Genomic DNA, 12,831 nt, shown 5'->3' with positions numbered 1-12,831 from the left:
CCTGACAATGAAAAAAAGCTGCATCAAGAAAACCCTCGCCATCCTGCTGCCCGCCTGCGTTGTCGTGGCGGCCGGCGTCGCCTGGTTCGCGACCCGCACACCCGCGTCGCCGTTCAATGGCACCGCCGATGCGGGCGTGCCGTCGGCCGAACTGATTCGACACGGCGAATACGTCGCGCGGCTCGGCGACTGCGTCGCGTGCCACAGTACGCCGAACGGTGCACCGTTCGCCGGTGGCCTCGAGATGGCTACGCCGTTCGGGTCGATCTTTGCGACGAACATCACGCCCGACGGTGCAACCGGCGTCGGCCGCTATACGCTCGCGGATTTCGACCGCGCGCTGCGCCATGGTGTCGCGCGCGACGGTCATCGCCTCTATCCGGCGATGCCGTACCCGTCCTATTCGAAGCTTGCCGACGACGACGTGCGTGCGCTCTATGCGTACTTCATGCACAGCGTACAGCCGGTTCGAAAGGAAAACAGGCGCAGCGATATCCCGTGGCCGCTGAACATGCGGTGGCCGCTCGCGCTGTGGAATGCGGTATTCACCGAGCCGGATGCGTATCAGGCGAAAGTGTCGGCCGACGGGCAATGGAGCCGTGGCGCCTATCTCGTCCAGGGACTCGGTCATTGCGGCAGCTGTCACACGCCGCGCGGCGTGGCGATGGACGAGAAAGCACTCGACGAGCGCAGTACCCTGTATCTGGCGGGCGCCGAACTGGACGGATGGTATGCACCGAGCTTGCGGGGCGACGCGAACGCTGGGCTCGCCCGCTGGAGCGAGGACGATGTCTTTCGTTTCCTGAGGACGGGGCGCAACCCGCATGCGGTCGTGTTCGGGTCGATGGCCGACGTATTCAACAACTCGACGCAGCACATGACGGACGACGATCTGCGCGCTGTCGCGCATTATCTGAAGTCGCTGCCTGGCAATCCTGCGCGCGACGGCGCACCGTGGCAGTACGACGCGGCGTCCAACGATCACCTCGCGCTCGATCAGCGGTTGAAGGTGCCCGGCGCACAGACTTTCATCGCGAAATGCAGCGCGTGTCATGGCATCGACGGGCGCGGACAGGGCGTGTGGATACCGCCTCTCGCGGGCGCGGCGTCGTCGATGAGCAATACGAACGTGTCGTCCGTCAACGTGACGTTGAACGGCTCCGGCCGTGTCGTGGCGGATGGCGTGCCGGACGCCTATCGCATGCCGCCGTTTCGCAAGCAGCTCTCCGATCAGGAGATCGCGGACGTACTGACCTTCGTCCGGACGTCATGGGGCAACCGTGGCGGCGCCGTGAGGACCGATGAGGTGAAGCATCTTCGCGAACTGACGCATCCGGCCAGCAGCAACGTGATCGTGCTGCAGATGCGGTGAGTCTAGTCACGGTGATGCGCGCGCCGTTCAGCGTTTCACCTTCTTCGACCGGGTGACGCGCAACGCTTGCACCACGAGCGAAAATGCCGGCGACAGCTGACGCCTGCTCGGATAGTACAGATGGTATCCGCCGAATTCCGGGCACCATTCATCCAGCACGCGTACGAGCCGGCCGCTGTCGATGAGCGGCATCAGCTCGTCTTCGGGCAGCAGCGTGATGCCGAGCCCGGCCAGCGCTGCGTCGATCTGCGGCTGCGTGGTATTGAAAATCAGCTGTCCGTCCACGCGGACGTTCACGCGTTGGCCCCGGCGCTCGAAATCCCAGACATACAGGCCGCCGGAGGTGGTCATCCGCTGGTTGATGCAATTGTGCGCGGTCAGGTCCTGAGGCGACTTCGGGACAGGGTGGGCGGCAAAATACGCCGGCGATGCAACGACGGCCAGGCGCAATGGCGGCCCGATGGGGACGGCAATCATGTCCTTGTCGATGGTGTTGCCAAGGCGAACGCCGGCATCGAAGCGGTCTGCCACGATGTCGCGGAAACCATAGTTCACGTCGAACTCGATCCTGATATCCGGATATGCGCGCAGCAGCGGGTCGAGCTTCGGCAGCAGGATGCTGTGTAGCGCGTAGTCTCCGCATGTAATGCGCACCGTGCCGGCTGGCTTGTCGCGCAACTCGGTCAGCGCATCGAGCTCCGCTTCGATTTCGTCGAAGCGATTGCCGATGGCCTGAACCAGACGCTCGCCCGCGGCGGTGGGCGAGACGCTGCGGGTCGTGCGGGTCAGCAGCCGGATTTGCAATCGCTCCTCGAGGCTCCGAATGGTCTGGCTCAGGGCAGGTTGCGTGACACCGAGCGCCGCGGCGGCACGGGTGAAACTGCCTTCGCGCGCGACGGTGACGAAGGCCCAGAGGTCGTTGAGATTGCGCCTTCCCATAGCCCAGCCTCTCGCGGAAATTGACTGGCCGTATTTATATATTCTTTTGGATTCAGCGGCCAGTCGAAGGGGGTATCAAGCGGTTCCTGCCGATCGGGTCCATTCGATCAGGCGCCACGTGCTGCGGCCCCGCGTGCCGTCATGACCGTCAGGGCGGCGGAGACCGCCAGCAGCGCGGCGCTCACGACGAACGTGCTTCGATACCCGCTGTGGTCGAACAGCACGCCGCCCACCGTGGAGCCCAGTGCGATGGACATCTGGACGACGGCGACAAACAGGCCGCCACCGGCTTCAGCGTCGTTCGGAAAGACCCGGGCAATCCAAGCCCACCAGCCGACGGGCGCCGATGTACCGGTCAGCCCCCACAGCCCGAGCAGTGCGACGACGGCGGCAAGCCATCCTCCGAACACGATCAGGGCCACGGCGATCGCCGCCATCAGCACGGGCAGCGCGATCAGCGTCGGATAGAAGCCGCGCTGCAGGAACCTGCCGATGAGCACAGTGCCGACGAAACCCGCGGCGCCGATCACGAGCAGGACGAGTGAAATCGTGGGCCCGTGCACTTGCGTGACGGTTTCGAGGAAGGGCCGTACATAGGTGAACAACGCAAACTGCCCCATGAAAAACAGGCTGCCGGCCAGCATGCCCACGGCGACGCCGGGGCGCCTGAACAGCGTGAATACCCTGAACACGTGAGCGATGCCCGACGGCCGTGCCGCCGCGGGCATCGAAGGTAGCGTGATCCATTGCCAGACGAGCGCGATCAGCACGACCGGCACGAGGCACAGGAAGGCGTCGCGCCAGCCGATGACAGCGCCGAGATACGCGCCGAGCGGCGCGGCCACCACCGTGGCCAGCGCATTGCCGCCATTGACGATGGCAAGGGCGCGCGGCACCTGGGACGTCGGCACCAGCCGGATGGCCGTGGCCGCCGACATGGACCAGAAACCGCCGACCACGACGCCGATCAGCGCCCGGCCCAGCATGTAGGTGAGGTAGTTCGGCGCCAGCGCGACGATCGTGCCGGAAACGCCCATCGCAGCCGTGAGCCCGAGCAACAGCGTCTTGCGGTTCAGGCTGCCGGCCAGCCCCGAAATGAACAGGCTCGTCAGGACCGCGAAGGTGCCTGAGATCGCGATTCCCTGGCCTGCCATCCCCTCGCTGACGTGAAGGTCGGTCGCCATGGGTGTCAGCAGGCTGACTGGAAGGAATTCCGATGCGATGAGGGCGAACGCACAAACCGACATCGCGAAGACGCCGCTCCATGGTGTTGCTTGCGCATCTGGTTCATTGAGGGCGTCGGAATTGCCCGTCGGGTTGTCGATGAGGATGTTTGTCATGGAATACGGTTGGTTGCGTCGCCCGGTGGGAAAAGTCACGCCAGCGGCGGCCGTGCTGCGGACGTTTCGCGTGCGAGGGGCCAGACCATCTGGCATGAAATGTCGTCGTTCGTCGGACGGGCTCAGGGCTCGGCGCGTTCGATCCGGACTTCGTACGGTCCGGGTTGCGCCAGGATGGACAGGCCTTCGTCCACCTTGCCCAACGGCAACAGGCTTCGTGAATAGGTGCGCGGCTTGATGAAAATCGCCAGGTTGGCCCATGGCGCGTAGTGAGCGAGTTCGCCGGCTTGCGGCGCAATTCCGGCAGGGGCGCCTGCGACGGACAGTGGGCGAGGCAGGTCCGACACACGTTCGATGACGTCATAGTCGGTGAGCGTCAACGACATCGGCAGTAGCGTCGCGAAGTCTTTCGCGGTGGCGTTGTCGTATAGCGTGGCGGTGGCGACCTGGTCGCCGACGATCAGTCGAATTTTCATGAGGGGTGTTTCCGAGAATGGTGGCGACGTAGGGACCGATGGCGGGGACGCCGCACTTCCGAGGGCCCAGCTTGCCAGTACCAGCAGCGAGCTTCCCGGCAGCGCGCGTGCTCCGTGCCACAACCGGCCCATTGACACGGGGGCGGAGATCTTCATGCGTCAGATGATCCCGGTTGGGCGCCGCGCTGACTAGCTGCTTAATGATTAAATGGCTTATAAGATTGACTAATTAATTCATGTTGCCGCCCCGCTCCGATACGCGCGGCCGGCGTGTGCAGCGCTCGATTTCACAGACCCGTCTCCCGATTCGTCCCTGCAGCGGTCCCGCCGAACTTTCCGGCGAGGCCGTCGCACGTCCATTCCCGGGAGAACACCATGCGATATCCATTGCAGCCTGCCGACCAGCGCGCCTCGGCGCTGCGTCCGACCGCCCCCCGACCGCACGCACCGGCGCAGCGGGCGGACATCGAGGAGAGGTAAGCCATGAGCCACGAAGCACTCGACCCGCTGCTGCGGCAGTTCGCGGAGAAGCGACTGGGGCGGCCCCTCGCGCCGGCCGAAGAACAGATGTTGCTGGAGCAACTGCCGAGCCGGAACGGGAACCTGCCAGCGCCGGCCGCCGGCATGGCCGCGCCGGCGCCCGCCGCGAACCGGCCGTTGCCGCAGTTGAAAACCCGGCAGGAGGCACGTGAACAGGTCAAGCATTTCCTGCAGCTCAACCAGCAGAAGGCGTACGAGAAGATGCGCGGCATCCTGCAGACGATCGACGCACAGAACGAGACGACCCTCGGCATGCTGGCGTCGGAACAGCGGAAAGTGTCGGGCGTACTCGACGCGCACGAGCCGCAGGGCGACGCGCAGGCATCCGGCGCGGCCGAGATCCAGGACAGCACCCGCGAGGCGCTGGCGATGATCGGCGAACAGTTGACGGGCCTGATCCGGCAGGAAATCGACGCGTGCTTTCGGCAATACGTCGATGCGCTCGCCGAGCGGCTCGATGCCAGGCTCGACGCGATGGAGGCGCGGCTGCGAAGCACTGACGCGGCCCCGGCCCCGGCCGCACCGTCCGAACCGACCGCTGTCGTCGCCGCGGCCGTTCACGATCCCTCCGGCCAAGCGTCCATGGAGTAGCACGCGGGTGATTCGGCAGAAAGCGAAACGGGCCGGCCCCGATGTGCGATCTCTCAACTACGTGAACCAAGGAGCAACAAATGGCTGATACGTGTCAAGTGTGCCAGGTCAATCCCGCGATTACCGATGCGGTCACACAGGTCAACGTCAAGGTGGTCGCGGAAGCGCCGGCAATGGCGATGGGCTCGCTGTACCAGGCCCAGAGCCATTCGCTCAGCATCCTGTTCGAGAACGCGGTGCAGCAGCAGTCGCAGGCCGCGATCCAGTCGCAGACGTCGACGAACGTGGGGACGATGCAGCTCTATACGATCGGGCCGGAAAGCGCGGGCGCGGCCGCCACGGAAATCGGCGCGAACGGGATCATCTCCATTCTGGCCGACGTGATCGCAATCGGGAAGGCAGTCAAGCCCTGACGCGCCATTGCAACGCCGTGGTTGAGCGGCGGCGCAAGCGGCGCGAGCCGCCAATGCCGCCGCCGTGCCACGGACCCGCATGGCCGCCGGCGCCTGAACAGCGGTGCCGCGCGGTGTTCCGGAGTAACCGACAGAACGGGCAGAGCCGAATCGATACGGTGCCTGTTCGCGAACCAGGAGAAATACGATGGCAAACGACACAACCGACCCGGCAGCACCGACGGATCCGAAGGACCCGAAAGACCCCTGCAACTGCAAGACGTGCGCGGTGAACGCCGCGATCACCGACGCGGTCACGCAGACCAACGTCAAGGTGGTCGGCGAAGCGCCGGCGATGGCAACGGGCTCGTTGTACCAGGCCCAGAGCCATTCGCTCAGCGTGCTGTTCGAGAACGCGGTGCAGCAGCAGTCGCAGTCGGCGGTGCAGCTGCCGACCTCGACGAACGTCGGCACGATGCAGCTGTACACGCTCGGGCCGGCGAGCGCGGGGGCCGCCGCGACGGAAATCGGCTCGAACGGCGTGCTTTCCGTGCTGGCCGACGTGCTCGCGATCGGCAAGGCGCTCGCCTGACGCGTAGCGCGGCGTCGACGCCGGGCGGCGGCACCGATCGGTGGCTGCCGCCCGGCGCCCGATGTCGTGTCGGCGCTCGCGACGTCTCGCCGGCCCTGTGCGGCGCGCGTCGCCGACCGACCCTCTCATGCTTTCGCCGTGACTGCGCCGCAGCGGCGAGCCAACCAGGAGCAACGACATGCCGGAACAGGTTTCTGCCGCGGTGACCGATGCGGTCACGCAAGCCAACGTCAAGGTGGTGGGCGAGGCGCCCGCCGTGGCCTTGGGCACGCTGATGCAGTCGAACAGCCATGCATCCGCGATCCTGCTGCACAACGCGGTACAGATGCAGGCGAACCAGGCGATGTCCAATCTCGCCGCGACGACCGTCGGCGTCATGCAGCTCTATGCGGGCTCGCCGGCGGCGGCGGCCAGTGCCGCGCGATCGGCGAACGACAGCTTTGCGTCGCAGCTGGCCGCCGTCGCGCAGCTGATGAACGCCATCGGCCATTGGCGCGGCTGATCCTTCCTGCGCGCCGCCCGCCCGGCGCACGCGATTTCCCCGCGCCGCGGCACCGCACGACGCTCGTGCGTGCCCGGCCGTCAATTGGCGTCGACGATGGTCCGGAGCTGCTCCGGCTTCTCGATCGTCACGCCGTGTTCGTGAAGCCGGATCAGGCCGTCGCGCTGCATCTTCTGCAGGCTGCTGTTCAGTCGCGGCCGGCTGACGTTCAGCATCGCCGCGAGGACGCTCTGGTTCTCCGGTAGCGGTACCTCGAGATCGTTCCCTTGCATGCGGTTCAGCAGATGGCGCGCGAGCCTGGCGTCGAGCCGGTACAGGCATGCCGACTCGACGAAGTCGCTCAACTGGTGGATATGCCGGCACAGCTGCTCGTGGATGCGACCCATGAATTCCGGGTTGGCCAGCAGCGGCGCGAAGTACGGGCGATGCAGCAGCGAAATGCGGCAGTCGGCGCTCAACTGGGCGGTGAAGTTGCGCCGGTGCGCGCGAATCAGCGTGTTTTCGCCGATGAGTTCGCCCGGCATCGAGTGGCCGAGAATGATCTCGCGTCCACCGGGTTCGTGCAGCGTCTTGTAGACGTGTCCGCGGTGCACGAATGCGACGAAGTCGCCCGGATCACCCTTGAAGAACAACAGGCGATTGCCGTGTTCGGGCCAGGGCGTGACATGCCGCTCGATATGCGCGATCAGGCTTTCCGGGAGGTCGGTGAGTATCGGTATATTGCGCAGCGTCTGAGCGTTAGCAAGGGCAGGCATGTTTTCCGCGCGAGGTTGTTTGACGATACGGCCACCTAGCGAAAAACGCTGCCTTCGGCATTGCGTGAAAAATGAATAATGAAAGTGTCGGGATAATCGGCAAGCAGGCCGGACAGGGCGGCACTTTGACGGCAACGGCGCCTGGTCGATCGACAGGGGTAGCTGCATGCCGGCGGCGCACGAACCCTTCGCGGCGGCAGTCGTTCTTTTTCATCGCAATGCCGTTATTCAGGCCCGGCGACGCACCTGAAACAACGGATCGGGCTATGCCGGAGAATTGAAATTTCCGTTCATAATAATCAAGAATATTTACCGAGGCCGATTATCGTTATAACGGTGTTACACGGGTAACAGCGTCATTCGCGGCGTCGAATCGATTCTGTGTTTTCCATAAAAACTGGAAGGCACGCGATGACAACCTCGAACCAGCACGCTGCCCCGACGCCCGAGTGTCCGGCGCAGCAACTCGATCGCACGTGGCGGGAGATGCAGGGGAAATTGCGGCGCCGCGCGCGCCTGTTGTGCAAGGGCGATATTCACCGCGCCGACGAACTGCTCTCCGATACCGCACTCAAGGTCCACATTTACCTGCAGCGCTCGCCCGAGCGCGTTCAGAACCTGGCCGGTTTTCTCTTTCTGGTGCTGAACCACGCATTCCTCGATGGCGCACGGCGCCGGCTGCGCGAAAGCGGGATGCTCGAATTCGACCCGGGCTGGGACGACGATCACACCGTCGAGCTGGCCGGCCACGCGCCGTCGGTGGAGCAGCAGATGCTGCTTCGACAGCAGTTGGTGCGTCTCCAGCAGGCGCTGTCCACGCTGCCCGCGCAGCAGCAGATGCTGTTCACGCTCAAGTTCGAGGAAGACCGGCCCTATCTGCACATCGCGGCGACACTCGGGATCAACGAGCCGCTTGCCCGGAAGCGTGTCGAGTTGTTGCGCAAGAAGTTGCGCGAGGAACTCGCGTAAGCGCGTTCACGAACGCGGGCACGCAGCGTTCCTAACGGCATGTGCGGCGTCGCTGGCCTGCCGGCCCGTCCGTTCCTTCAATCGCATGCCGGAGCCGGGTTCCGAGGAGGCCTCGTGGCAGACAAAGTCAATGAGCAGATTACCGATGCGGTGACGCAGACCAACGTCAACGTCGTAGCGGGATCCCCGGCCCAGGCGCTGGGCACGCTTTACCAGATGTTCAGCCAGGCCGTCGGCATCTCGGCGCAGAACATGACGCAGCAGCAGGCCGCGCTGAACCAGATTTCGAACGCAGTCGTGTCGAAGGCGGTGGCCATGATCTTGTCCGTCGAAGCATCGCCGAAGGGTGCATCGGGCGGTGGGGCTGGCGGCATGCCGCAGGTTCCGGCGGCCGGGCCGCAGACGGGCCCCACGCATTAGGACGCGATGACTCTCGGGATATCTGAATCATGAACATGAAAGGTCTTTTGGGCGGACGCGGTGATGGCACGACGCAGGCGCCGGACGATGTCGCGGACGCCGCAGCCGAAGCCGAAGCCACGACGCCGGCCGATGTCACGCCGCACGCCGCGACACCGAAAGCCGGCGCGCGCGCGTGGCCGGTCAACCGGCTGCGCCGCTTCACCGATGCATTGAAAGCCCCGAACCCGGTCGCGGGTCCGGCCGGGTCCGGCGGCTCGGCGCTGCAGACCGTGCAGGCGATCAATGCGGAGGCGGCGTCCTATGCGACGACGCAGATTGCCGTCGGCCCGAACATGATGATCACGCAGGCGGGCGGCATGGTCGCGCAGGCGGCGGCCAACTACTTCGAGGCGACGACGTCGCTGGCGATCGCGGGCAAGAGCGTGCTGATGAAGGACCTGGCGCAGAAGACCGTCGACGAGAACGTGCCCGGCATGGCGATGGATGCGGTGGGCCTGTTGTTGACCGATCTGTTCGTAGCGACCGCGGCGATCGTCGCGGGTGCCGCGGAAGCGATCGAAGGGGAGGCCGCCAGTGTCGCACTCGACAGGATTGACGAGAGCCTGCAGAAGTATCAGGCGCTGCTGGACAAGAAGGGCGCGTAGGGTACGCCGACGATGCCGTCGCGGGCTGCGCGGGCAGCGTCGACGACGGCCCCGGCAGCCGCGAAACGACCGGCATTGAATCGATGCGTGCGTGATCGTCCGCGTGGCGTGGATGATCGCGCCGATGTGGAGCGTCGCGGGCAATTGCCTTCCGCACGCGCACCGACGACGCATCAATCGACACGACCCGCCGGGCCGTCGGGCCCGATGGGGGATGTGAGCGGCGGGACCGATGCACGTTCGCTTTCCCGAACCCGTCGCGGCCCGCTATCTGCAGTCCTATCAGTCACGTGAGGAACCCATGTCCTACATCATTCAAAACGTACACGGTCCCGCGCCGCTGGCAGTAGGCGAGCGCACCTGGGGCGATGCGACGGAAATCGATTTCGGTGCGATGACGAGCTGCATCGCGCTCGTCGAGCAGGCACCGGCTCAGCCCACGCAGGTGCGCGGAATCCACCTGTCGATCGTCAGCATCGACGGCACGAATGTCTACGATCCGGCAGCAGACGTAGCCGGCCAGGTCGAGACGATCATGCAGCAGAGCGGCGATCTGCGTGCATGCCTCGGCCGCATCGACCTCTGGCAAGCCAGCGACACGCAAGAACTGCAGGATTTCTTCGTCGGGCTGATGCAGAGCCTCGACATGCTCAATTGGGTCCAGGTGGAAGACGGCAACCTGCGGGTGCGGATCCACGGTGGCGTGATGCAGTATCAGCACGGCACCGGCGCATGGATCGACGTGTAGCCGGCACGATCCGTTGAGGACGGTACCCGCCATGCGTGCGGGTGCCGGTTCGAATGGCACGGTCAGGAATGGTCGTGGATGGGTGGGTCGTGAAGGGGAAGTCGAATGACCGGGATGCCACCCGCTCGGGATCTCGTCGTTTGAATGTTGCGATGCGATCTTCCTTGTTCTCTGCGAGTGTTCACCCGCTCCCGCGACGCTAACCGCAATTACCGGAGACGCAAGTTCGCAGCACCGTCACCCAGTCCAACCCAAGACGCTCTCCTGGCCAGAAACGATTGCACCGGCCGAGCACCGGCCGAGCACCCGCCGACGATCGTAAGGTAGCCGTCGGCCGATTGCATTAATAAACTCCATCACTCACCTGCGATTATCTGGCGCCGTGTCTTTACGATATCGTCGTAAATGTACGAGATTATTCATGAAAATAAAACAAGCCAATAGTCGCTTCAGAGTACAAATTTTTTAATAATCAAGCCTGCCTTGCCCTTGCTAAAACAAGCGCCATCTGCTTTATTTACTCATACCAAATCAGGATAAAACGCTATCGGGGTATCTCGGCTACTTTGCCAGGCATTCGTGCCTGCCGAATCGGCATCGATTCACCACGGCATCCCTACGATCTGAAGGCGCAGCCCCTTTCCAGAGGCCGTGTTGCGCCTGTTGCGCGTGTCCACGCCCCCATGGAGGCGATCAGGTGACCACGCGGGCCCGCCTATGGCCTGCCGATTAATGCTTTCAACTTGCCAAGCGCTATTTTAATAAAACGAATTCAATTGAACGTGAGTTTGACTGATTTTTGAATTACCTGCTTACGTTCAAAACCTGGCGGCCAAACCGTAACGCTACCCACGAAGGGGACTGGACACATCATGAATAACGCACCTGGAGTCAGAGTTCGTCCGTCGATCGAATCGTTGCAAGCCGAATATCTGGCAGGCAACAAAAAGCCGCTGGAAGACGTGATGCGCGCGTGGAAAGGCATCAAGGCATTGCCGCCCGACGATCCGAACTCGTTCTTCATGATCGGCGGCTTCCACGGCGAGCCGTTCCGCGGCGCCGGCTGGGGCTCGGCGTCTTACTGGGGCGGCTATTGCAACCACGGCAACGTGCTGTTCCCCACCTGGCACCGGGCCTACCTGCTGCGGCTGGAACAGGCGCTGCAGAGCATCCCCGGTTGCGAGCAGGTGATGCTGCCGTTCTGGGACGAAACCAGCGAAGAGTCGCTGACGAAAGGCATTCCGTGGGCGCTGACCGCCCCGGATTTCGAGCTCGACGGCGAAACGATTCCGAACCCGCTGGCGTCCTTCGCGTTCAACCGGGCGATCGCCGACAACATCAACGGCGACAATCCGAACTACAGCAAACCGCTGCCCTACACCACGGTGCGCTACCCGTTGTCGGGGCTCGTGGGGACCGACAAGGACAAGGCCGCCACCGAGAAGCACAACGCGAAGTTTCCGAACGCCAAGGAGAACGTCGTCATACTGAACCGCAACATCGTGGACTGGCTCACGTCGTACATCGTCGTGAAGGGCGACGTGGTGCCGACCAACGTGAAGAGCAAGTTCGAGCAGTGCCTGAATGCGCCGAACTACACGGTGTTTTCCAATACGTCGTCTGCGGCCCAGTGGAACGAGAATCTTCCGGCCGATGCGATTCCCGTCGTCCCGCTCGAGTCGCCGCACAACGATATTCACCTTGCCGTCGGCGGGTTCGACGTGCCGCACGGCCCGAACAAGGGCGATTTCTCGCCGATTCCGGGCGCCAACGGCGACATGGGCGAAAACGACACGGCGGGCCTCGATCCGATCTTCTATTTCCACCACTGCTTCATCGATCGCGTGTTCTGGCTGTGGCAGAAGCGGCATGGCTACACGCAGCACCTCGACGTCATCGCCGAGTATCCGGGCACCAACTCCGTCGATGCGCAGGGGCCGACGCCGGGCACGGTGCCCAACTCGTGGCTCACGCTCGAATCGCCGCTCGATCCGTTCAAGAAGAGCGAGAACGGCAAGGAGCGCGCCTATACGTCGCTCGACTGCATCAACATCGAGGAACAGCTCGGCTACACGTACGGCCCCGGTTCGCTGGAAAACCTGCCGAAGTACTCGCTCGCGGCAGCGACCGTGCCGGCCGGCAACAGCAGCAAGGTCGTGCGCGTCTCCGGGTTGAATCGTGCGCCGATTGCCGGGTCGTTCCTCGTGTCCGCGTACGTCAACGTGGACGGCGAACGGCAACTGCTCGGCACGGAGGCCGTGCTGAGCCGCTGGAGCGTGGTGTCCTGCGCGAATTGCCAGACGCACCTCGAAGTCAAGGCGTTCTTCCCGCTGAATCACTTCGCCGAAAGCGCGGTGCAGGATGCGCAGTACGAGGTCGAAATCCATACGCGCGAGGGCGTACGCCTGCAGACGCAACCCGCGTCACCGCCCGCTTTGCAAGCCGTCGCCGGCGCGCCGCCGCAACCCGCACCGAAACTGTTCCGGCTCGAAGTCCGGTAGCGGCGGCGCGTGACGGACCGGCGCCGTCGCCCGGCGCCGGTTCACCT

At 64.3% G+C, this 12,831-nt stretch carries 14 protein-coding genes; 10 read left to right on the top strand and 4 right to left on the bottom strand.

The features are described from left to right. The first annotated feature begins 7 nt into the window (after positions 1 to 7). A complete protein-coding gene (locus G3O00_RS05940; protein ID WP_206142401.1) occupies positions 8 to 1,372 on the top strand; it encodes a cytochrome c in 1,365 nt (454 codons plus the stop codon). Positions 1,373 to 1,399: 27 nt separating this feature from the next. On the opposite strand, the gene G3O00_RS05935 is transcribed toward G3O00_RS05940, so the two are convergent. The 3 genes from G3O00_RS05935 to G3O00_RS05925 form a co-directional block, all read right to left on the bottom strand. Further along, on the bottom strand, positions 1,400 to 2,311 hold the full coding sequence (locus tag G3O00_RS05935) for a LysR family transcriptional regulator (protein WP_206142400.1): 912 nt from the start codon (positions 2,309 to 2,311) through the stop codon (positions 1,400 to 1,402). 107 nt (positions 2,312 to 2,418) lie between these two features. Next, on the bottom strand, positions 2,419 to 3,651 hold the full coding sequence (locus tag G3O00_RS05930) for an MFS transporter (RefSeq protein ID WP_206142399.1): 1,233 nt from the start codon (positions 3,649 to 3,651) through the stop codon (positions 2,419 to 2,421). Between the two features lie 122 nt (positions 3,652 to 3,773). Next, a complete protein-coding gene (locus G3O00_RS05925; protein WP_206142398.1) occupies positions 3,774 to 4,127 on the bottom strand; it encodes a cyclophilin-like fold protein in 354 nt (117 codons plus the stop codon). Between the two features lie 483 nt (positions 4,128 to 4,610). Between G3O00_RS05925 and G3O00_RS05920 the strand changes: the two genes are divergently transcribed. From G3O00_RS05920 to G3O00_RS05905, 4 genes are all read left to right on the top strand, one after another. Beyond that, positions 4,611 to 5,258, top strand: a complete 648-nt coding sequence (locus G3O00_RS05920) for a hypothetical protein (protein WP_206142397.1) — start codon at positions 4,611 to 4,613, stop codon at positions 5,256 to 5,258. 80 nt (positions 5,259 to 5,338) lie between these two features. Continuing rightward, positions 5,339 to 5,671 (top strand): RebB family R body protein, encoded by a 333-nt coding sequence (locus tag G3O00_RS05915; RefSeq protein ID WP_011349668.1) that lies wholly within the window; start codon positions 5,339 to 5,341, stop codon positions 5,669 to 5,671. A gap of 187 nt (positions 5,672 to 5,858) precedes the next feature. After that, positions 5,859 to 6,242: a RebB family R body protein gene (locus G3O00_RS05910; RefSeq protein ID WP_085964591.1), complete on the top strand. Its 384-nt coding sequence runs from the start codon at positions 5,859 to 5,861 to the stop codon at positions 6,240 to 6,242. A gap of 178 nt (positions 6,243 to 6,420) precedes the next feature. Continuing rightward, complete coding sequence (locus tag G3O00_RS05905) at positions 6,421 to 6,744, top strand: RebB family R body protein (protein WP_011349670.1); 324 nt, start codon at positions 6,421 to 6,423, stop codon at positions 6,742 to 6,744. A gap of 80 nt (positions 6,745 to 6,824) precedes the next feature. Here G3O00_RS05905 and G3O00_RS05900 read toward each other — a convergent pair whose 3' ends face one another. Next, a complete protein-coding gene (locus G3O00_RS05900; protein ID WP_241024984.1) occupies positions 6,825 to 7,667 on the bottom strand; it encodes a Crp/Fnr family transcriptional regulator in 843 nt (280 codons plus the stop codon). Between the two features lie 243 nt (positions 7,668 to 7,910). Between G3O00_RS05900 and G3O00_RS05895 the strand changes: the two genes are divergently transcribed. The 5 genes from G3O00_RS05895 to G3O00_RS05875 all read left to right on the top strand — a co-directional run bounded on the left by G3O00_RS05895 (position 7,911) and on the right by G3O00_RS05875 (position 12,784). Beyond that, positions 7,911 to 8,468: a sigma-70 family RNA polymerase sigma factor gene (locus G3O00_RS05895; RefSeq protein ID WP_206142396.1), complete on the top strand. Its 558-nt coding sequence runs from the start codon at positions 7,911 to 7,913 to the stop codon at positions 8,466 to 8,468. A 114-nt stretch (positions 8,469 to 8,582) separates the two neighbouring features. Further along, on the top strand, positions 8,583 to 8,888 hold the full coding sequence (locus G3O00_RS05890; protein ID WP_206142395.1) for a RebB family R body protein: 306 nt from the start codon (positions 8,583 to 8,585) through the stop codon (positions 8,886 to 8,888). A gap of 35 nt (positions 8,889 to 8,923) precedes the next feature. Beyond that, on the top strand, positions 8,924 to 9,535 hold the full coding sequence (locus tag G3O00_RS05885; RefSeq protein WP_241024981.1) for a hypothetical protein: 612 nt from the start codon (positions 8,924 to 8,926) through the stop codon (positions 9,533 to 9,535). Between the two features lie 301 nt (positions 9,536 to 9,836). After that, positions 9,837 to 10,283, top strand: coding sequence for a hypothetical protein (locus tag G3O00_RS05880; protein ID WP_206142393.1), 447 nt, complete (start codon positions 9,837 to 9,839; stop codon positions 10,281 to 10,283). Positions 10,284 to 11,155: 872 nt separating this feature from the next. Continuing rightward, positions 11,156 to 12,784, top strand: coding sequence for a tyrosinase family protein (locus G3O00_RS05875; protein ID WP_011349676.1), 1,629 nt, complete (start codon positions 11,156 to 11,158; stop codon positions 12,782 to 12,784). Positions 12,785 to 12,831 lie beyond the last annotated feature (47 nt).

It is taken from the genome of Burkholderia sp. Ac-20384 (assembly GCF_017104605.1).
Lineage (GTDB): Bacteria > Pseudomonadota > Gammaproteobacteria > Burkholderiales > Burkholderiaceae > Burkholderia > Burkholderia lata.
Note: the sequence above shows the minus strand (reverse complement) of the source record. Positions and strands in the feature narration are given on the sequence as shown.